The organism is Paenibacillus darwinianus (assembly GCF_000598065.1).
GTDB classification, from domain to species: Bacteria; Bacillota; Bacilli; order Paenibacillales; family Paenibacillaceae; genus Paenibacillus_I; species Paenibacillus_I darwinianus.
In genome coordinates this window covers 114,943-135,557 of the sequence record NZ_KK082115.1, presented here as the reverse complement: position 1 = coordinate 135,557, position 20,615 = coordinate 114,943, and the positions used below count along the sequence as shown (strand labels likewise).

Genomic DNA, 20,615 nt, shown 5'->3' with positions numbered 1-20,615 from the left:
GTCATGGCAGCGATCAAAACGCTTACGCTCACAGTCGGCGTTCTAAGCATGGTGCGCGATTCGACCGAACGCATGCCGGAGGACCGTTATTGCCGTTCGCTGGCCGAGCTCGGCAGCGAGCAGCATCTGGACTTGATCGTATTCGCGCCTGCGGACATCGACGAGGTGCAACGAACGGTAATGGGATACAGACTGCGCCGCGGGGTGTGGCAGCAAACGGAGGCGCCTGTGCCGCCGCTCTATTATGACAGGCTTTTCTGCCGGACGCGGGACGAACGCCTGGCCGGGAGAACGGCCGCCGACAGTCTGGAGCGCTGCGGCTCCATGCCGCTCGGGGGAGGATTGCCCGATAAGCGGACCGTGTACCGCGCTCTTGCCAGGGACGCGGGTTTCGCGCCTTTACTGCCGCCAACCGTGCCGTTCCGCCCGGCAGAACTGAAGCGTCTGCTCGGCACGTATCCGCAAGGTCTTTTTCTGAAGCCTGCCGGCGGCATGCAAGGACGCGGAACTGTTGCCGTACGCTTCGCAAGCAGCCCCGGGCGCAGCAGCGAGGAAAGGGCCGCTTTCGGCCAAGACGGCCCATTTGCCGTACAAGGCCGATCATCCGGCAATCGGCCGTTTACCAGGCGATTCCCGGACGCCGGCTCTCTGGGAGCCTGGTTGACGAAGGTCACCGGCAGCAGCCGTTATGTGGCGCAGCCGCTCCTGAAGCTGAACTCACCGGATGGCGCTCCGTTCGATGTGCGGGTTCTCGTGCAAAAGGACGGCGCCGGTTATTGGCGGATATCGGGCACAGGCGTACGGATCGGCGCTCCCGGAACGGCAACGTCCAACCTGCATGGAGGCGGCGCAGCCCGGCTGACCGCACCGTTTCTGGCTGCCGCCTATGGCGAATCCGCCGCCGGGCGGCTGATGGGCCGCCTTCAAGAGGCGGCTTTACAGGCCGCCGGGCTGTTGGAGCAATCGTTCGGCCGGCTGGCGGAGCTTGGCCTCGACTTCGGGATAGAGCCGGACGGACGCCTTTGGTTCATCGAGGCGAACGGCAAGCCCGGGCGCACGCTTTTCCGCTTGTCAGGCGACGCGGAAGCGCTCCGGCTGGCGGTGCTCCAACCGCTTGCCTACGCCCGATTTCTGCTAGACCGAAACGCTTGTTCGGCCCGGACCGGCAGCCTTTCCCTCGATCCGGCCGGCGCAATCGAAACAACGGTTCACACGCGAATCCTGCAGGAGGTTCATCCATGAGTCTGACTATTTGCAATGTCCGTTTCTCGCAGCAAGAGGATCGGGTCGTCTATGTGTCCGGCGCCCTCCTGAAGCAGCTTAAGCTGACGGGTAAGAAACGGATTCAACTTAAGTTCGGAAAAGAGGTCGCAACCGCAGCCATAAGGCCGCTTAGGCGGGAAGGCAAACATTTTTATATGTCCGTCGGCCTTCGCAACGCGATGCGCGTCCCTAAATCCGGCCATGTCTTCATTCAGAGCACAGACGAGGACGAGGTTCAAATCGGTCCGCTGATCGGCGTTCTTACCGACGGCACGCAGTCGGCCACTACGCCCTTCGGTTCACGTACCGGATATGTCCGCGAGCTGCTGAAAATCGGCGAGAACAAGGCCTATTTCTTCGCCTTCACCCCGCGCGACATCAATTGGCAGACGGAGAGAGTGAACGGCTACTTCTGGAGCGCCAACGGTGGCTGGACGCGTAGAACGGTGCCGCTTCCCGACGTGGTCTACAACCGGCTTCCGAGCCGGAAGGCGGAAACCTCATCCCATATCGCCAGCCTTCGGGAGCGGTTCATCCGCAAAAACATCCCTTTCTTCAACTGGAGCTTTTTTAATAAATCGGACGTCTACAAGCTGCTTGACGGAGATCTGGAAGGCAACAGGCATCTGCCTGAATCGATAGCCAATCCGTCCGCCGATAAAATCAAGGAGCTGCTGGAAAAGCATCAATTCGTCTACTACAAACCGACCGCCGGCAGCCTGGGCTCAGGCATCTACCGCCTGACTTACAACCCGAAGCGCGGATATTTTGCGAGGTACCGGCGCGGCGGGAGCAACGTGCTGCTCCGCTTCACCAGCTTCAACAGCCTGATGCGCATGCTTCAGGGCCGGCACGGGCCCGCTCTGAGCCGGTACGTCATCCAGCAGGGCGTAAGACTGGTCGAAATCGACGGATGCCCGATCGATTTTCGCTTCCATATGCACAAGAACGGCAAAAACGAATGGATCGCCGTCGGCATCGGCGCCAAAAAGGCCGGCCGCGGCAGCGTAACCACCCATATCAAAAACGGCGGTTCCCTGATGACGCCGGAGCTCGCGCTCGGCCGGGCGTTCGGTGACAAGGCGGATGAAGTGCTTGAGGAGGCGAAGAAAGCTGCGATCAGGCTGTCGGAAGCGATTGAGCGCAACTATCCGCATACGCTGGGCGAGCTGGGACTCGATCTCGGAATCGATAAGGACGGAGAGGTCTGGATGTTCGAAGCGAACGCGAAGCCGGGCCGGTCGATTTTCAAGCACCCTTCGCTCAAGGCCCAGGGCCGCGCCTCGATGGAGTTTATACTGGAGCATTGCCTGTACCTGAGCCGCTTCAGGAGGAGGGATGCTTGATGGAGCACCCGCTAATCGAAGAGCCCTTGACCGGCCATATCACGGCGGCCAAACCGATCCTCGCCATTCTGACGATTGAGGACGATATCCAGCTGTTTCGCGGCAACCGCAGCAACTTCGCCGACCTTGTGTTGACCGGCCAGGAGCTCGGCTTTGTCGTCTACGTGGTTACCGTCAAGCAGCTGAAGCTGAACAAAACCCAAATTGCCGGCTTCACTTTCAACAGCGGCACCCAATCCTGGCATACGGGGCTGTTCCCGCTGCCTGACATTGTCTATAACCGGGTTCCGATGCGGGAGGACGAACTGCAGCCCGCCGTGCGCAAAAAAATCGACGCCTGCCTGAGGCATCCGACGATCAGGCTGTTTAATCCGTACTTTTTCAATAAATGGACGCTGTTCGAATGGCTGAGCCTCTCCAAATCGACAAAGCCCTTCGTACCGACGACCCGCAGGCTCATGACTCAAATCGGCCTTAAACGGATGCTGAAGCGGCATCCCTATCTGTATCTGAAGCCGGTCAGCGGCAAGGCCGGCAAGGGGATTATGTCGGTGCGGCTGCTCCCCGAGAAGCAGCGGCCTTACCGGTTGAAGCTGCAGATCAAGCGCAGAAGCCGGACGTACCGATGCAAATCCTTTTCGAGGCTGTGGTTCCGCATCCGGAGGCAAAGCTCGGGCGAGGCTTACATTGCCCAGCAGGGCATCGAATTGGCCACCGCCGAGGAGCGCCAGTTCGACCTGCGCGCGCTCATCCAAAAAAACGGCCGCGGCCAGTGGGATATAACGGGCATCGGCGCGCGTGTCGCGGGCACAACGAGCATCACGACGCATGTCCCTCGGGGCGGTATGATCGAGGATCCCGAGAAGCTGCTCACCGGCACATTCGGACTGGAGCAGGCCCGCCGTCTGATGGTAGCGGTCAGAAATGCCGCGCTGATGATCGCCCGGCAGATCGAGCGGGGCTCCGGCTGCGAATTGGGGGAAATGTCAATGGATCTGGGAGTCGACAAGCTCGGAGGCATCTGGTTTTTCGAAGCCAATTCGAAGCCGATGAAATTCGACGAGCCGCATATCCGCAAAAAATCGCTGGAGCGCCTTTTTCAGTACAGCCGCTACCTCTTGAAGCCAAAACCAAAGCGGGGCGGAGCTTGATATGACAGACAACCGTACCCAAGCGGCGAAAAGACCCGTTCAGCCCGTGCTCGGCATCCTGACCTTATATTTGAATGATAATAAACAGCTTGAAGAAAGGCCGGTGTATCAACAGATGACCGTCGCTGCGAAGCGGCTTGGGCTCGACGTGTTCGTCTTCACTCCGGAGGATGTCCATTTCCAGAGCGACCGCATCCATGCGCTTTTTTACGATACCGGCTCGAAGCGCTGGGTCCGCCGGTGGACGGCGTTTCCGACGATGATATTCGACCGGTGCCGCATGCAGAAGAGCAAACGGTTCGAGTTGCTGCAGAAATTCCGCGCCCGCTACGCGGGTCACTTGTTCCTGAACCGGCCGATCCGCAACAAATGGACGGTGTACCGGACGCTGATCCAAGACAGCCGGTTCAGGCCCCATCTGCCGCAGACGCGACTGTACGATACGGGCGGCGACTTGGCAAGCATGATCCGCAAATATCCGCTGATCTATTTGAAGCCCGCAGGCGGCACCGGCGGGCGGGGCATTCTCCGCATTCAGCGGGAGAACGGCGGAATGCTGTTCATCCAGGGACGCGACCGGTCCAGACGGATCATCGCGCCGCAGCGGGTCAGATCGTCGGAGCTTCCCGGACGACTCGCCTCCTGGAATTTGAAAGCCAACCGCTATTTGGTCCAGCAGGGCATTCAGCTGACACTTGATAACGGACGTGTTCACGATTACCGTATGCTCGTACAGAAGAACGGGGAAGGACAGTGGGAGGTTACGGGCTGCGCCGGCCGGGTCGGCGCTCCGCGCAGCGTCACGTCCAATCTTCACGGCGGCGGCCAGGCCTGGGGCATGGATGCGCTGCTTCGGCAATGGATCGGCAGCGAAACCAGAATCGCAGGCATTAAACGCAGAGCCGAGCAGTTCGGCAAAGACGTCGCCGCCTATCTCGACGACTCCTATGGCGCCCTGTGCGAGCTCGCGCTTGATTTGGCCATTGACAAGAGCGGTCAGATCTGGCTGCTCGAGGTTAATCCGAAGCCTGCTCGCGAGGTGTTCGCCCGTTCGGGCGAGAAGGAGACGTACCGTAAGGCGATCGTACGGCCGCTGGAATATGCGATGTGGCTGTACAGGCGGCGTAACCGGTCCAGACAAGGCACCTTGCACACGAGATCCGTAACAGACACCTGCACGGTTTCCCAAACGTATCGGGCAGCCGGCTCAACCGGCGATATAACGAAAGCCCCCGAACTCGATTGAGCCGGGGGCTTCGTCTTTATTCGGGAAGCAAATCGCGCAGCTGCCGGAAATCGGTGATGACCGCGTCCGAGCCTTCAAGCTCGCTTGCCGCTCCGAAGGCGGCATACCGGCATCCGACGACTTGCAGACCGTTGCGTTTGCCCGCCTCCACGTCCGACGAGCGGTCGCCGACCATCCAGCCGCCGCCGATTCCACGCTCCTTCAGCAAGATGGCGACAAGATCGACCTTGCTGGCCGTTTGCCTCCCGCCTGCCGTATACAACCCGTCGAACAGATGGCCAAGCTTCCGATGCAGAACGATATGCTCCACATACGGCTGCAGCCCGTTGCTCGCCACGAACAGCTTGATGCCGCGCTCCTTGAGGGCGCTGAGCGTCTCCGCCACGTGAGGGTACAGCACACCCTGTCCGCCTTCGATGCAGGACAGCTCATGCATCAACAACAGCTCATCGGCCCGCTTGCACGCTTCGGGAGAGGCATCGGGCATTACGTTATTCCAAATATCCTCCAGCAGCATGCCAAGACAGCTAAGAACAGACTCGAGCGGAGGCGTTTCAAGGTCGTAGAGCCCCTCCTGCCTCAGCTGCTGAAACAGCTTCTCGTGGGCGTGCTCCAGCAGCGTTTCCGTTTGAAACAGCGTGCCGTCCATATCGAAGATGACCGCTTCGGGATAGGGCAACCGTTTGTTTTCCATTTCTCAGCACTCTCCTGTCCTTTGTCTGCCCTCTATCATACCGAATCTCGCAGGCAAGGGGAAGGACGGGTTTAGGTATGGAGAACGGAAACGGCCGCGATGAGAAACCGTTCTGCCGCAGTCATTCCACGACAAGCAAGCCATTCGCATACGTTCAGAATACTTTTTTCTGCTCACGCTCGGCCTTCAGAATTTCCACCGCCTCGCGGAAGCGCAGCGAATGGATGACCTCCCGCTCGCGCAGAAATTTCAAGGCATCCTGAAGGTCGACGTCATCCGTCTGGTCGATGATCCACTGATAGGTTGCCCGCGCCTTTTCCTCCGCCGCGATGTCCTCGTAAAGGTCCGCAATCGGATCGCCCTTAGCTTGGATGAAAGCAGCCGTCCAGGGCACGCCCTCTGCATTCGTATAATAAAGCGCCTTGTCGTGAATCGTGTAATGCGCGCCGAGTCCCGCCGCCTCCATCTGGTCGACGGTAGCGTCCTTCGTCAGCTTATAAATCATCGTGGCAATCATTTCCAGATGGGCAAACTCTTCGGTGCCGATGTCATTCAACAGACCGACTACCTTGTCGGGAATGGAATAGCGCTGGTTCAAATACCGGAGCGCGGCGGACAGCTCGCCGTCGGCGCCGCCGTACTGCTCGATTAAGTATTTGGCGACCCTCGGGTCGCACTTGCTTACCCTAACCGGGTATTGCAGCTTTTTCTCGTAAATCCACATCGGACCGTTCCCTCCTCCTGCGCGTGCCGCGCCGTTAAACCTGCCAAGGCCAAGGCGTATCCATCCACTGCCAAGGATAACGGGAGTAGCTGTGGCCGAACTGCATAAGCGGGCCGTAGCGGCACTCGAACCGGTAGGCGGCCTGTTGACGCTGCTGGGACAGCTGATTGAATTGCTGAAGCGCCTGCATGTCGTCCGGATGCGTATCCAGGTACAGCGTCAGCTCAACCAAGGCGAAATCCAGCTGCTGCAGCTCCTCCATCATCCGGTAATATTCCTGGTCAACCGTCGTATTGCCGTCCATCGGCTTCAAGACCTCCCTTCAAGCATCCGCGATTCATAAGGGCTGTAATAAGCCGGCCACAGCGTGCCTAGTCTGAGCGCTTCCGGCAATGAATACTGCTGCAGGTTAGCGGGCTGGAACGGGGCGAACAGATTCGGCGGCACGATGTACGTCTTGACCCGCATCGGCGGGCACGGATCGAACGGGCCTACGTACGGATGCCATTCCCGTAGCTGATTGTTCAAGGCGGGACTACCTCCTCCGGAAAATAAACTGGCTCCTCACCATCCTATGACATTCGCCCGGCAAAAGTGCCTATCCGATAAAATCCGCTCCAAAATCAAGCGCATTTCGGGCGCCGGCTAAAGGAATCAAAAGAAGGCGGGCGCCCCGCCGTTCGGGACACCCGCCTTGTTGCATAACGCAGCGCTGAAAGCTACAGCTTTATTTTCGCCTGGAACAATCCTGCCTTGCGCGCCGCCATATAAATAATAACGACCAGCGGGCCGATGAAAACGCCGATCACCCCCACCAGCTTGAAGCCGACATAGAGGCTGATCAGGGCCGACAATGCGCCGATACCGACCGAATCGCCAAGCACCTTCGGTTCCACGACGCGCCGGAATACGGTAATGACGATGAAAAGGACCAGAAGTCCGACACCCATGTACATGTTGCCCGTCAGGAGCAAATACGCCGCCCAGGGAACGAGCACCGACCCGGTGCCCAGAATGGGCAAAATGTCGACGATCACGACGAGCAGCGCGATAGCCAACGGGAATTTGACGCCAAGGATCAGAAAGCCGGTCAACGCAATGACATAGGTCAATGCGCTCAGAATCAGCTGAGCCTGCAGGAAGCCGAAAATCGACTTCCGCAAATTTTGCAGCACCTCATCGACTTTACCGCGCGAGTCCTCGTCGAACAGGGTCAGGAACGAGTTCTTCATCGTGTTGAGACTGTAGCCGAACATATATACTGCGACCAGAAAAACAATGAAGAAGATGAACAGGTTCGGAATCTGTCCGGCGAAGTCGATAAGCAGCGCCGAGAGACGGGTGACGACCGTGCTGAGCGAGCTGGTCAACCCCTTCAGCCATTCCTCCAGTTGGGCGGCTGCGTCCGGCGGCAAATGCTCGAACAGCGATCTTGCATTGTTCATCTGATGTTGAACATACGTGTTCGTGCTCTGCACATATTGGGGCACATTTTGCCCGAAGGCGATTAATTCAGCAATGATCCGCGCGCCGAGCAGCGTCAACAGGCCGATGAGCAGCAGGGTGAAAAAGGTGCTCGAAATGGTGGACGCCGCCACCCGATTGATCCTCGCCCGCTTCATCAGGAACGCGGTAAGCGGCTCCATGGAGATCGCCACGACGAGCGCAATCAGGAACGGCGCGCCGACGGTGAACAGCAAATAAAGCAGCACCAGTCCGAGCCCAAGCATCACGATCGTTCGAATTGACATATAGGGCTTCCTTCCTCGCGAAAATGTCATCTCTCTACATACCTTATTCCGGTTCGCCCGATTTCATTTTTCAAGCGGGTTGCCGGGCGATCAATCTCAATCCGTCATGGCCTTGCGCAGCCGAAAATCTTGCTCCCGGAAATACATATCCTTGACGAGCAGGTTCGGTCCGCAGCATGAGGCCGCCGGGCAATGGCAATTGACGCTGCCGGCAAGCGGGCCGTCCAGCCAGCGCTTGAACACGCCGTCGAGCCGGTCCTCCTTAATATTGCCGAATGCCGGAACGTTCGCGAAATCGGTGACGAACACGTCGCCGGTGAACAGGTTGACATTCAACCGGTTGCGCCCGTCCGGATCGTTGCGCACGGTCACATTCGGCGCGCCGGCTAATCGGCGGACGAGGGCGCGCTCCTCCGCATCCGGGCTGCACATGAAAAACGGCAGCGTCCCGAACAGCATCCAGACCGACTCATCACGCGCATCCAGCAGCCTGCCGACGGCAGTTGCCATCTCGCTTCTGGACAGCATCGGCAAGTCTGCGGCGAACGCGCTCGGATACATCGGATGCACCTCATGCCGGCTGCATCCGAGCTCGACGATTTGGCGGTGGATCTCGACGATGTCGAGATGGGTACGAAAGTTGATCATCGATTCCGCCGAGACGAACAAGCCGCCGTCGACGAGTTTTCGCGTATTGTCGATCATCCGTTCATACAGGCGCGCGGCCGTCTCCCGGGCGACCGGATGATTCGATTTGCCGAAGCCGATTCGGTGAAAATCTTCCGCAGACGTGTAATTGTAAGAAATATGCATGACGTCCAAATAGGGCGCAAGCAGCTCATAGCGTCCATAATCCAGCGTCAGGTTGGAATTGATCTGCGAGCGGACGCCCCGGCTGCGCGCGTATTGAAGCAAGGGAACGATGTACTCCTTTACCGTGCGTTCGGTGAAGGAGGGTTCCCCACCCGTAATGCTGATCGTCTCCAGCCTCTCCACTTCTTCCAGCCGTTTCAGCATGAGCGGCAGCGGCATTTTGTCCGGTTCGCCGAACACCAGCGTGTCGCCGACGGCGCAATGCTCGCACCGCATATTGCACAGGTTGGACACCGTCATCTCGACGCTTGTAAGGGTATGGCGGCCATATCGCTGCAGCGATTTGATCGGATCCCACGGGTCCGAAGCCGGCGTCAATTCGCGAGACGCAACCGCATGGGCATGATGGGTCGTATCTTTCATGGAAAACTCCCGATTCTGTTCGTATTGACCATAGGCAATGTGTAAGTTCGTCATGGCATCACTTTATTGTAAGGTTAACGGGCAACGTTGGCAACTGAAGCACCATGCGGAGAAACGGACAAAGGGAGCCTGGGCTCCCTTTGTCCGTTTCTAGCGTCGGTTTAATGGCCTGCCAGGGCGGAGATTCCGGACTCGTCCTGCGCGATTCCGATGATCATTGTCGTAAGCTGCTTCGACAGATCGACCTCGTAAGGCTCCACCAGCGGCCAGCCGTCGGCATCGTTCAGAATGCGGACGACAGGACGGTGCGCGTAAGCGCCGTTAATGTCGACGACGACGCCTAGCTCACCCGTGCTCAGCTTAACCGTCAGGCCGATCGGATACAGGACGACCTTGTCGCGGAAAACCTGGACCATTCGCTGCTCATAGAGCGTGCCCGTGCCGATATACAGCTGTTCGATCGCCATATGCGGCAGCATAGGGTCCCGATATGACCGTGTCGATGTCATTGCGTCATAAGAATCGGCGATGCCGATCCACTTGGCGTACTCATGAATTTCATTGCCCTTGATACCGCGCGGATAGCCGCTGCCGTCAAGCCGCTCATGATGCTGAAAAGCGCAGTGGGCGGCGATTAGCGGTATGTTCGGCTCATCCTTCAGTATTTGAAAGCCGTATTCGGTATGCCGCTTGATCTCGGCGAATTCCTGCTCGGTCAGCGCCCCAAGACCCAGCACCATCAGCTCGTCATTCGAATAGCCTTCGGCCATTCCGAGAATGGTCGAATAAATACAAACGTTCAACGAGTGCTGATAGAGGTAATGGTCGACGGTTCCCATATTCATCAGCATGATCATCGCTTCATGCCGGTTGCCGAGCTCATCCAGAATCATGTTCATCACGCCGCGCAGCTGCTTGCCTACATTAGGATAGGTGACTCCTTTGCGTTTGGGGGCATTGACCATCTCCCGGAAAGCGGACCGAATCTCGGCGACCGCGCGAATCCGCGTTTCATCGCGGATCATTTCGGGAATCTCGATGTCCGCCGTCCTCGGGTCTTCCACATAAACAAACCAGACGCAGCACTGGATAAGCCGGCCGATAAGCCGTTCCGTCAGTTCAACCCCTTGACCGAGCAGAACAAGTCCGTCCTCCGTGTAAATTTTTTTGGCCAGCTTCATTCCCGGCTTGCACATCTTGGTCGGCAATAGTCGCATCTCAATTCCCCCGCTGTCAGGTTCCACCTGTCGCTATCGTAATATCCTTTTATGTATATGTTAGGGGATTTTCACGGATGGTGCAACAAAAATCGATCATATGCGACAAACTCCTGACGGCTGCGGCGCGGCCGCAGCCGCACCGTTCCGGCGCAAAGCTCCCGGCTATCGGCCTGCTTGTACCCAGCGCAACCGTGCCGCATCCCCGATCCGCTCTTCCCGCCCCAACTCCTCCGCCAGCACATCCCGGATGAATTCCGGCAAATAATAACGGATTTCCAGCCCTTGCTTAAGCGATTCATAGCCGATGCCGAACGTAAACATGTCGATCGTGCCGACGGTATACAGCCGGCCGTCGTCGAGCGGTCCGTCCGCCGCCCGCACGTCCATAAGTTTCCCCATAGGCGGACCGTCTGGATCATAATGCACCACGAGTCCGTCGACGGCAAGCGTCCCGAGCTGGTGGCCGCGAAAGCCGAAGCCGCGTATCGGCATGCCTACGAATTCTGGCAGCAGCGATTCCTCGAGCGCGCGGCGGATATGGGCGCCGCTCAGCCGCATGCGGCACGGATTGATCGGCGACGGGCACAAGGCGTGCAGCTGCGCCGCCGTCACGTCGCCCGCCGCCAGGCCGCCGAGCAGCTGACCCGCGTTGACGATCCCAATCTCGGCCTCGGTCCAGCGTCGCAGACCTGCGGCGAGCAGGTTGCCGAGGGGCGATTCGCGCTCGGCGGAGGCGGGCAGAGCCATGCCCAGCCGGGCTACCGTCCGGCTGAGCAGGCGCGCGCCCGTTTCGCGGAAGCGGCCGATGACCGCAGCGGCTTCCGCATCCTCCGCATAGGCGGCTATAGGCACGCACGACGCGAGGAAAACCGGGCGCGAGGAGACCGGGTCGATGTCGATCTCCACACGCCCGATCTGGTCGCCGAATTTGCCTGCGGCGCAGATGGTGGTGCCGCGCACGACAAGCGGCTCCTCCAGCAGGTGATGGGTATGGCCGCCGAGAATCAGATCGATGCCGTTAAGCTCCTCGGCAATCCGTTTGTCGAAGGCCAGCCCCAGATGCGATAACAAAACCATCACATCGGCATGCGGCCGCAAAGCCTTCACTTGCTCGGCCGCCGCCTTGACCGGGTCGCCGGCATCCCATCCGAGCATCGAATAAAAGTCGGAAAAGGCGGCCGTTACCCCGATCAGGCCGAAGCGCAAGCCGCCTTTCCGAATGACAGTGCCCGGAAGCAACCATTCCGGCCGCTTGCCGTCGGCCGAACGCTTCAGGTTCGCGCACAGAACGGCAAAGCGCGCTTCCTTTGCGTATGCGCGCTCCAGGACGTTCTCCGTATAGGTCAAGCCTTCGTTGTTGCCGAGCGTGACGGCGTCGTAGCCGGCCCCGTTAAGAAGGGCGATATTGACAAGCCCGTCGCTGCCTTCGGTTTCGAGCCTCATGCGGTCCATGTGGTCGCCGATGTCGAGCGTCAGCAGCCGATCCGTGCCGTAAAACCGTCGCTGTTCGGCGATATAGGTTGACATTTTGGCCGCCTGCTCCAGATGGCTGTGCATGTCGTTGCTGTGGAGAAGCAGCACGCGGGCGGCGGACGTGGAGATTGGGGAATTCGGCATGCTTTACTCCTCCGTATGCATGGATCCTATCTGCTTGGATCTGGATTTGCTATCGTTCAGGTGATCAATTTGTCGGCGTGATTCATGATATGCCCGTTCGTCCCAATCGTATTCCTGTCTGCGGACATGACCGATTCATTCCCTAATGATGCCTATCAGTTTACCATTAAACCTGAAAATATGATATGCTATACGCAATCCAAACCCGATAATCTGTGAGGTTTTCCACCATGATGAAACGATGGACGATTCATTTGTTTGCAGGACTGGCCGAGCGTCTCGGCAGCCATGAGATTATACTTGAGCTCGAATCCGAAGCGATGACGGTCAAGGCTTTGAAAGCGGAGCTTGCGGCGCTATATCCCGAGCATGAGCCGCTGATCGGCGTGTCCTTCTTAGCCCGCAACCAGCAATATGCGTCCGATAACGATACGGTAGGCCGGGGAGACGAGCTGGCCATGCTGCCTCCGGTATCCGGAGGCGAGGACACCGGGACAGCATTGGAACTTGACAGCGACGGCGTGAATGAGCGGTATACGCTCACCGATCAACCGCTTGAGCAAGACAAGGTGGCCTCTCAGGTCATCGTGCCCGCGCACGGCGCCTCGCTCGTCTTTGTCGGCACGACCCGGGAATGGACGCACGGCAAGCGGACGGCCAGACTGGAATATGAAGCATACGCGCCGATGGCGCTGAGAACGATGCGCCAGATCGGAGACGAAATCGGTGAACGGTGGCCGGGCAGTCTCTGCGCGATTGCGCATCGAACCGGCATCGTCGATCTTGCCGAGGCGAGCGTCATCATCGCCGTTTCCGCGCCGCACCGCGACGCTTGCTATGAGGCAAGCCGCTATGCGATCGAGCGCCTTAAGCAAATCGTGCCGATCTGGAAGAAGGAGATATGGGAGGACGGCTCCGAGTGGAAAGGGCATCAATTGGGCCCCTGGGACCCGACGACGCCCTCGACCGTATAACCCGCTACAAAAATAAGCTATCCCGCGGACAGCATTCCGCCAGGGATAGCTTTTTTTGTCGTTGCGTTTGTATGGCTCACCGCTGACTCTTTGTGTGCAACGTTAACCGATGGAACCTTCCATCTCGAACTTGATCAGACGGTTCATCTCGACCGCGTACTCCATCGGCAGCTCTTTGGTGAACGGCTCGATGAAGCCCATGACGATCATTTGCGTCGCTTCCGCCTCGGTCAGGCCGCGGCTCATCAGGTAGAACAGCTGATCCTCCGACACCTTGGATACCGTTGCTTCATGCTCGAGCGTAATGTTATCGTTCATGATTTCGTTGTAAGGAATCGTATCGGACGTCGACTCGTTATCCATGATCAGCGTATCGCACTTGATGTTCGCCTTGGAGCCTTCCGAGTTGCGGCGGAAGGAGGCCAGACCGCGGTACGTTACTTTACCGCCGTGCTTGCTGATCGACTTCGAGACGATTGTGGAAGTCGTGTCCGGGGCCATGTGGATCATTTTGGCACCAGCGTCCTGATGCTGTCCCTTGCCAGCAACGGCGATGGACAGCACCATGCCCTTCGCGCCGCGGCCTTTCAGAATGACAGCCGGATATTTCATCGTCAGCTTGGAACCGATGTTGCCGTCGACCCATTCCATCGTCGCGTTCTCTTCGGCGACCGCGCGCTTCGTAACAAGATTATAGATGTTCGGCGCCCAGTTCTGGATCGTCGTATACCGGACGCGCGCGTCCTTCCTCGCGATAATCTCGACGACCGCGCTGTGCAGCGAGTTCGTGCTGTACACCGGCGCTGTGCAGCCCTCGACGTAATGGACGAAGCTGCCCTCGTCGGCGATGATCAGCGTACGCTCGAATTGACCCATGTTCTCGGAGTTGATGCGGAAATACGCCTGCAGCGGAATTTCGCATTTCACACCCTTCGGCACGTAAATGAAGCTGCCCCCGGACCATACGGCGCTGTTGAGCGCCGCGAACTTGTTGTCCGCCGGCGGCACGATCGTACCGAAATATTCCTTGAAAATCTCGGGATGCTCGCGAAGCGCGGTATCGGTATCGGTGAAAATAACGCCCTGCTTCTCAAGATCCTCCTGCATGCTGTGGTAAACGACCTCCGACTCGTACTGGGCCGAAACGCCGGCAAGGAACTTTTGCTCGGCCTCCGGAATACCCAGCTTGTCGAACGTTTCCTTAATTTCCGTAGGCACTTCCTCCCACGTTTTGCCCTGCTTCTCCGACGGCTTCACGTAATACTGAATCTCATTGAAATCCAGCTCATCCATGTTGCCGCCCCAGCGCGGCATCGCCATCTTCTCGAACTGGGCAAGCGACTTCAATCGGAACTCGAGCATCCATTCCGGCTCGCTTTTCATCTGCGAGATCGTGCGCACGATTTCCTGCGTCAGGCCTTTACCCGACTGGAAAACGGCTTTGTGCTCGTCGCGAAAACCGTATTGGTACTCTTCCATTTCCGGCATTTTTTTCGCCATTGTCCTCTACCTCCTCGTTTATTTATACCCGTTTAACCGATATGCGGCCCGTTATTCCGACACAACGCCCTTGCGAAGCGCATTCCACGCCAGGGTTGCGCATTTGATGCGCGCCGGAAACTTGCCCACGCCCGACAGCGCCTCGATGTCCTCGTATTCCTCGAAATCAACCGGCTCGCCTTTCATCAGGGACGAAAATTTATCCGCCATGGCCAGCGCCTCGTCGATCGTTCTCCCTTTGACCGCGTCCGTCATCATCGAAGCCGACGACATGCTGATCGAGCAGCCTTCGCCCGTGTAACGGGCCTGCTTCACGATGCCGTCCTCCACCTGCAGCTGCAGGGAAATCCGGTCGCCGCAGGTCGGATTGTTCAGGTTGACCGTGACGGAGCCTTCGTCCATGGTGCCGCGGTTGCGCGGGTTTTTGTAATGGTCCATGATGACGCGCCGGTACAGATCATCCAATTGCATGGCCGAAGAACTCCTTTGTTTTTTGTAGAGCCGTCACAAGCCGTTCGACGTCATCCTCGGTATTATACAAATAAAAACTTGCGCGTGCCGTTGCCGACACTTCCAGCTTGCGCATCAGCGGCTGGCAGCAGTGATGGCCCGCGCGGATGGCGATGCCTTCCGTATCGAGCACAGTGGCCACATCGTGCGGGTGCACATCGCCGAGATTAAAGGTGACCAGTCCCACACGGCCTTCCTTTGGACCAAAAACCGTGATGCCTTCGATCTCGGACAGCCGGTCATAGGCGTAACCGGCCAGCCTGCCTTCGTGCTCGTCGATCGCATCAAGCCCTGCCTCGGTCAGAAAATCGATCGCCGCCGCCAAGCCGACCGCTCCCGCGATGATCGGCGTGCCGCCTTCGAACTTCCACGGCGCTTCCTTCCAGGTCGACTCGTACAGATCGACGAAATCGATCATTTCGCCGCCGAATTCGACCGGCTCCATCCGGTCGAGTAGCGCCTTCTTGCCATAGAGTGCCCCAATCCCGGTAGGACCGCACATCTTGTGACCGGAAAATGCATAGAAGTCGCAATCGAGCTCGCGCACGTCGACGTTCATATGCGGCGTCGACTGCGCGCCGTCGACGACCATGACGGCGCCGTGACGGTGCGCCGCCTCCGCGATTTCCTTCACCGGGTTGATGACGCCGAGCACGTTCGAAACGTACATGACGGAAACGATCTTGGCGCGGCTCGTGATCGTCGCCTCGACGTCCGTCATCGATATCGTGCCGTTCGGCTGCATCGGAATGTATTTCAGGACGGCGCCGGTTGCTTTCGCAACCTGCTGCCACGGAATCAGGTTGCTGTGGTGCTCCATCGGCGTGAGCACAATTTCGTCTCCCTCTCCGCACACCGAGCGTGCATAGGAGGAGGCCACCAGGTTCAGCGCCGCCGTGGTCCCGCGCGTGAACACGATTTCCTGCGCGCTCGAAGCGTTCAGGAACTTCGCGACTTTCTCCCGCGCCCCTTCATAGGCGTCGGTCGCGCGCGAGCCAAGCGTATGAACGCCGCGGTGCACGTTCGAGTTGTCCCGTTCGTAATACCGCTTTACCGCGTCAATTACCGATTGCGGCTTCTGCGAGGTAGCCGCATTGTCCAGATAAACGAGCGGATGCCCGTTGATCTCTTGGTGCAGAATCGGAAACTGCTTGCGCAGCTCTAACGGATTCATGATCCGAGCTTCCCTTCGAGCAGGCGCTGCAGTTGCTCCCGCACCGCCTCGATCGGAATCTCCGACACGACAGGCGCCAGGAAGCCGTTAATGATCAGGCGCTCGGCTTCGGCCCTGCGGATGCCGCGCGACATCAGATAGTGGATTTGCTCCGGATTGACCTGTCCGACGCTCGCCGCATGACCGGCCGTTACGTCATCCTCGTCGATCAACAGAATCGGATTCGCGTCGCCGCGCGCCTTCGGGCTCAGCATCAGCACGCGCTCCGTCTGCACGCCGTTCGCTTTGGTGGCGCCCTTCTCAATCTTCGTAATGCCGTTGATGATAGCCGATGCCTCGTCGCGCATAACCGCGCGGGTGACCATATTGCTGTCCGAGCTAAGCCCGAAATGCACCGCTTGCGTCGTGAGGCTCATATTCTGCGAATGGGTGCCGACGGAAATCACTTTCGCGTCCGATGTCGAGCCGTTGCCTTTCAGGACGGACTTCGTATCCGAAAGCGTATTGCCGTCGTGCAGGTCGCCGATAATCCATTCTACGCTTGCATCGTTGCCGATGATTGCGCGGCGCGTCGACAGATCGACGACGTTGTCCGCCATGTTGTGAATGGACGCAAACCGAACCTTCGCGCCCGCTTTGACGATGATCTCGACCGCTCCGCTATGCACGGCCGGCGCGGTACGGCCGGCTTGGCCGGATATGACGTGATCCACGTAGGTGACGCTGCTGTGCGTATCGGCAACGATCAGGATGTGCGGCGCGAACGTCGCCTCCGCATCGTCCTGGAACAGCAGAGCCTGCAGCGGAATGTCAACCTCGACGTTCTTCGGAACGTAGATGAATACGCCGCCGTTCCACAGAGCCGCATGAATGGCCGCCAGCTTATCCTCGTCTTTGGCAATGGCCGTGAATAAATGCGATTTCACCAAATCGCCGTGCTCGCGGGCAGCGGTTTCCAGATCGGTGTAGATTACGCCCTTCGCCTTCAGCTCGTCGGCCAGATGGCTGTATACCACACCGGAGTTGCGCTGGACGAGCAGATTCGCAGAAGTTCCGGACGGCACCAGCGCCCGGATGTCCTCCGGAAGCGAATCCGGAGAAGCCGCCGCTTCAGACGGCTTGTATGTGCCCAACGCGCCGAGATTCCAGCGGTCGATCCGCGTTTTCTCCGGCTTCGGCAGCGCCAGCGTTTCGGACAGCCCCGCAGCTTCGGCGCGCAGCGCGGTCAGCCATTCGGGCTCGCCGTTCGCCCGCGATTGCTTCTCGACCGCCTCGCGGCTTATCGGGATGCTTAGTTGTGTACTCATTGAACGCAAGCTCCTCTCCCGATTAAGCTTGGCCGACGGTTTCGTCGACGATGCCCAGTTCTTCTTTAACCCAATCATAGCCTTCCGCCTCGAGCCGTTGCGCCAGCTCCGGACCGCCCGATTTCACGATGCGGCCTTGCATCATGACGTGAACGAAATCCGGCGTAATATAGTTCAGTAAACGCTGATAGTGGGTGATGATCAGGAAGCCGCGCTCCTCGGAACGCATCGCATTGACGCCGGCAGCCACGACTTTGAGCGCGTCGATGTCAAGACCGGAGTCGATTTCGTCGAGAATGACGATTTTCGGATCGAGCATCATCATTTGCAGAATCTCGTTGCGCTTCTTCTCTCCGCCGGAGAAGCCTTCGTTCAAGTAACGGTGCGCGAACTCCGTGTTCATCTCCAATTCCTTCATCTTGCCTTCCATCTGGCGGATGAACTTGATCAGGGAAATCTCGTTGCCCTCGCCGCGGCGGGCATTGATGGCGCTGCGGAGGAAATCGGAATTCGTGACGCCCGCGATCTCACTCGGATATTGCATGGCGAGGAAAAGACCGGCGCGCGCACGTTCGTCCACCGCCATTTCCAGCACGTCTTCGCCATCCAGTTGGGCGGCTCCGTCCGTCACCTCGTATTTCGGGTGTCCCATGATAGCCGATGCGAGCGTGCTTTTGCCCGTGCCGTTCGGTCCCATAATGGCATGAATTTCTCCGCCTTTTATCTCAAGGTCGATTCCCTTTAAAATTTCCTTGCCGTCGATGGCTGCTCTCAGCCCTTCGAGTACGAAACGAGTTGCCATAATCTGTCCCCTTCCGGAATGTCCATTCCAATTGATTCTCAGTGATTCTCACTCATTAAAATCATTTTAGTATAAGTCTCGTTACAAATCAACAAACACCGCGCCCGAAAAGCTGCATGGCAAGCGTTTTATGCGAGAGCCCGCCTGATTTTGTCAACTTCTTCGAGAAATTTTGCGTCCGGCAGCACCGGAAGCTTCGGCGTGCCGGCAAGCGCATCCTCCAGGCGAATCCAGGACTTGCAGCCCGTGTAGGATTCGCGGAGCGGCACGTCGACCGGACGCTCCAGCCGGTAAACCCGAAGCAGCAGCAGATGCAGCGGCTGCTTCCTTTTCCATTTTAACCGTTCCTCGGTGAATGTATCGGTCCAGATATGAAAATCCCGGAGCCGGTCGACCGCTTCCTGGTCCGACAGTTCAATGTCCTCGACCGCTTCGGCGAAAACCGTTATCCGCACCGTATCCGCATCCGGGCTCCAGGCGGCGGCCGTCTCGTCCACAAACGGCTGAAATTCCGGCTTCAGCAGCTCCCTGCGCTGATGCTCGTAAGTCGGCAGTAAGTAGAACTGCGGGCTGACGAGCTGAAAATCACGTGTTTCTTCAATAATCCCGCCCTTGCGCAGGGCGATGATCTGCTTGCCCTCCTCCAGGGCGCGCACGACCGAAGCCCATTCCTTCAAAGCGACCGGTCCGGAGGCCGCCTTCATGTCCGCATGGTCAACCACAAGCTTGTCCTCCCTTCCGCAACATCGGATTGTTTCCATTATAACAAACCCGGCTATTCCAACGCGAATAAGAATCCATTATACTATTCAAAGCGAAATCTACGGAGGTGTTCCCTTTTGTCCGCTTATCATCCGCTTACCGAGCAAGAAGCGATCGACATCGCCAGCCAAATTGAAGAGGTATTTCCGCGAGGAGCCCGGCTCTCCAGCCGCGAGATCGGAGACGGCAATCTGAACCTCGTGTTTCATATAACCGACGGCGATTCGGGCCGCGGCCTGATCCTGAAGCAAGCTTTGCCTTACGCCAAGGTTGTAGGCGAATCCTGGCCGCTGACGCTGGATCGGGCCCGCATCGAAAGCGAGGCCCTTGTGATCCAGCAACGCCTGGCGCCCGGCTTGGTGCCGAAGGTTTACCGCTACGACGCCGAGCTTGCGCTTACCGTCATGGAGGACCTCAGCGACCATGTCATCATGCGCCGGGGGCTGATGGAGCTGGGCCGTTACCCGCGTTTCGCGAACGATATCTCGACGTTTCTCGCGAACACGCTTTTCTACACGTCCGATCTCGGCATGAACCAGCAGCAGAAAAAAATCCAAGCCGGCCGTTTCATTAACCCGGAGCTGTGTAAAATAACGGAAGACCTGATTTTCGACGATCCTTATACGGTGTCCGCCAACAACAATTATGATGAAGCCATCGAAGACGAGGCCGAGGCGCTTCGTACAGACAGCGGGCTGCACCTCGAAGTGGCTCTGCTCCGCGAGAAGTTTCTGACGCAGGGACAGGCATTGCTTCACGGCGATCTGCATACGGGCAGCATATTCGTCACACCGGAGTCGACAAAGGTGATCGATCCCGAATTCGCCTATTACGGTCCGATGGGCTACGACATCGGCGCGGTGATCGCCAACCTGCTGCTCAACGCGGCCGGCCAAAGCTATTGGAGCAAGGATCAAGCCGCCCGCGCGGACTATCGCGCTTATTTGCTGGAGACTGCGCAGGACGTGTGGACGGGCTTCGAGACGAAATTCCGAGCATTGTGGAATGAAGCCTGTGTGGACCGGCTGGCGAAAACGACGGCTGCTTACCAAGACGATTACATGCGCAGACTGCTGCAGGATACGATCGGGTATGCCGGGGCCAAAATGGTGCGGCGCATTGTCGGCCTCGCCCATGTCGCCGATATCGACAAGATCGGGGACGCGGCTGTGAGGGAGGCGGCACAGCGGGCTTCCCTGCGGATCGGCACAGCGCTGATCAAGAATAACCGCCGGGTGGCCTCGTTCGGTGAAGTCCTCAATATCGCCGCGACGGCTTTCAAATGATAAGGCGGTGCTGCGCTATCGTGCCGCGCTGATCCATACGCAACGGAAAGGA

Annotated in this window: 20 protein-coding genes; 6 read left to right on the top strand and 14 right to left on the bottom strand. The window is 58.4% G+C overall.

From position 1 onward, the window contains the following. Nucleotides 1-3 precede the first annotated feature (3 nt). Genes BG52_RS14680 through BG52_RS00595 form a run of 4 tightly spaced genes read left to right on the top strand, consistent with a single transcriptional unit; the run spans nt 4 to nt 5,006 of the window. Entirely contained in the window at nt 4-1,242 is a 1,239-nt protein-coding gene (locus BG52_RS14680; protein ID WP_051587707.1) for a YheC/YheD family endospore coat-associated protein, read from the top strand. Continuing rightward, nucleotides 1,239-2,609 (top strand): YheC/YheD family endospore coat-associated protein, encoded by a 1,371-nt coding sequence (locus BG52_RS00605; protein WP_036585662.1) that lies wholly within the window; start codon nt 1,239-1,241, stop codon nt 2,607-2,609. Before BG52_RS14680 ends, BG52_RS00605 begins: the two co-directional genes overlap by 4 nt. Further along, the gene (locus BG52_RS00600) at nt 2,609-3,760 is read left to right on the top strand and encodes a YheC/YheD family endospore coat-associated protein (protein WP_036585660.1); all 1,152 of its coding nucleotides are present in this window, start codon (nt 2,609-2,611) and stop codon (nt 3,758-3,760) included. The genes BG52_RS00605 and BG52_RS00600 overlap by 1 nt, the downstream gene beginning before the upstream one ends. Nucleotide 3,761: 1 nt before the next feature. Beyond that, nucleotides 3,762-5,006 (top strand): YheC/YheD family endospore coat-associated protein, encoded by a 1,245-nt coding sequence (locus BG52_RS00595; protein ID WP_081793441.1) that lies wholly within the window; start codon nt 3,762-3,764, stop codon nt 5,004-5,006. A 16-nt stretch (nt 5,007-5,022) separates the two neighbouring features. Here BG52_RS00595 and BG52_RS00590 read toward each other — a convergent pair whose 3' ends face one another. From BG52_RS00590 to BG52_RS00555, 8 genes are all read right to left on the bottom strand, one after another. After that, nucleotides 5,023-5,700, bottom strand: a complete 678-nt coding sequence (locus BG52_RS00590) for an HAD hydrolase-like protein (RefSeq protein ID WP_036585658.1) — start codon at nt 5,698-5,700, stop codon at nt 5,023-5,025. 154 nt (nt 5,701-5,854) lie between these two features. Next, on the bottom strand, nt 5,855-6,424 hold the full coding sequence (locus BG52_RS00585; RefSeq protein ID WP_036585656.1) for a manganese catalase family protein: 570 nt from the start codon (nt 6,422-6,424) through the stop codon (nt 5,855-5,857). A 34-nt stretch (nt 6,425-6,458) separates the two neighbouring features. Then, entirely contained in the window at nt 6,459-6,728 is a 270-nt protein-coding gene (locus BG52_RS00580; protein WP_036585654.1) for a spore coat protein CotJB, read from the bottom strand. Between the two features lie 5 nt (nt 6,729-6,733). Further along, on the bottom strand, nt 6,734-6,892 hold the full coding sequence (locus BG52_RS00575; RefSeq protein ID WP_397309634.1) for a spore coat associated protein CotJA: 159 nt from the start codon (nt 6,890-6,892) through the stop codon (nt 6,734-6,736). A gap of 251 nt (nt 6,893-7,143) precedes the next feature. After that, nucleotides 7,144-8,175, bottom strand: coding sequence for a sporulation integral membrane protein YtvI (gene ytvI, locus BG52_RS00570; RefSeq protein WP_036585650.1), 1,032 nt, complete (start codon nt 8,173-8,175; stop codon nt 7,144-7,146). Between the two features lie 96 nt (nt 8,176-8,271). Then, nucleotides 8,272-9,411 (bottom strand): radical SAM/CxCxxxxC motif protein YfkAB, encoded by a 1,140-nt coding sequence (gene yfkAB / locus BG52_RS00565; protein ID WP_036585648.1) that lies wholly within the window; start codon nt 9,409-9,411, stop codon nt 8,272-8,274. Nucleotides 9,412-9,572: 161 nt separating this feature from the next. Beyond that, nucleotides 9,573-10,628 (bottom strand): HD-GYP domain-containing protein, encoded by a 1,056-nt coding sequence (locus BG52_RS00560; protein ID WP_036666558.1) that lies wholly within the window; start codon nt 10,626-10,628, stop codon nt 9,573-9,575. Between the two features lie 165 nt (nt 10,629-10,793). Beyond that, nucleotides 10,794-12,248 (bottom strand): bifunctional metallophosphatase/5'-nucleotidase, encoded by a 1,455-nt coding sequence (locus BG52_RS00555; protein WP_190287425.1) that lies wholly within the window; start codon nt 12,246-12,248, stop codon nt 10,794-10,796. Nucleotides 12,249-12,478: 230 nt separating this feature from the next. On the opposite strand from BG52_RS00555, the gene BG52_RS00550 reads away from it, so the two are divergent. Beyond that, nucleotides 12,479-13,222 (top strand): molybdenum cofactor biosynthesis protein, encoded by a 744-nt coding sequence (locus BG52_RS00550; protein ID WP_036585644.1) that lies wholly within the window; start codon nt 12,479-12,481, stop codon nt 13,220-13,222. Between the two features lie 102 nt (nt 13,223-13,324). Here BG52_RS00550 and sufB read toward each other — a convergent pair whose 3' ends face one another. The 6 genes from sufB to BG52_RS00520 all read right to left on the bottom strand — a co-directional run bounded on the left by sufB (nt 13,325) and on the right by BG52_RS00520 (nt 19,237). After that, nucleotides 13,325-14,722 carry a Fe-S cluster assembly protein SufB gene (gene sufB / locus BG52_RS00545; RefSeq protein ID WP_036585642.1) on the bottom strand — a complete coding sequence of 466 codons (1,398 nt, stop codon included), beginning with the start codon at nt 14,720-14,722 and terminating at the stop codon, nt 13,325-13,327. Between the two features lie 51 nt (nt 14,723-14,773). Next, complete coding sequence (sufU, locus tag BG52_RS00540; protein WP_036585639.1) at nt 14,774-15,193, bottom strand: Fe-S cluster assembly sulfur transfer protein SufU; 420 nt, start codon at nt 15,191-15,193, stop codon at nt 14,774-14,776. Beyond that, on the bottom strand, nt 15,180-16,406 hold the full coding sequence (locus BG52_RS00535; RefSeq protein ID WP_036585636.1) for a cysteine desulfurase: 1,227 nt from the start codon (nt 16,404-16,406) through the stop codon (nt 15,180-15,182). The genes sufU and BG52_RS00535 overlap by 14 nt, the downstream gene beginning before the upstream one ends. Further along, on the bottom strand, nt 16,403-17,713 hold the full coding sequence (gene sufD, locus BG52_RS00530; protein WP_036585633.1) for a Fe-S cluster assembly protein SufD: 1,311 nt from the start codon (nt 17,711-17,713) through the stop codon (nt 16,403-16,405). The genes BG52_RS00535 and sufD overlap by 4 nt, the downstream gene beginning before the upstream one ends. A 22-nt stretch (nt 17,714-17,735) precedes the next feature. Beyond that, complete coding sequence (sufC, locus tag BG52_RS00525; RefSeq protein WP_036585631.1) at nt 17,736-18,515, bottom strand: Fe-S cluster assembly ATPase SufC; 780 nt, start codon at nt 18,513-18,515, stop codon at nt 17,736-17,738. A 128-nt stretch (nt 18,516-18,643) separates the two neighbouring features. Continuing rightward, the gene (locus BG52_RS00520; protein WP_317628069.1) at nt 18,644-19,237 is read right to left on the bottom strand and encodes a DUF1802 family protein; all 594 of its coding nucleotides are present in this window, start codon (nt 19,235-19,237) and stop codon (nt 18,644-18,646) included. Nucleotides 19,238-19,354: 117 nt separating this feature from the next. Here BG52_RS00520 and mtnK point away from each other — a divergent pair, with 117 nt between their 5' ends. After that, nucleotides 19,355-20,563: an S-methyl-5-thioribose kinase gene (mtnK, locus tag BG52_RS00515; protein ID WP_036585629.1), complete on the top strand. Its 1,209-nt coding sequence runs from the start codon at nt 19,355-19,357 to the stop codon at nt 20,561-20,563. The last annotated feature ends 52 nt before the right edge of the window (nt 20,564-20,615 follow it).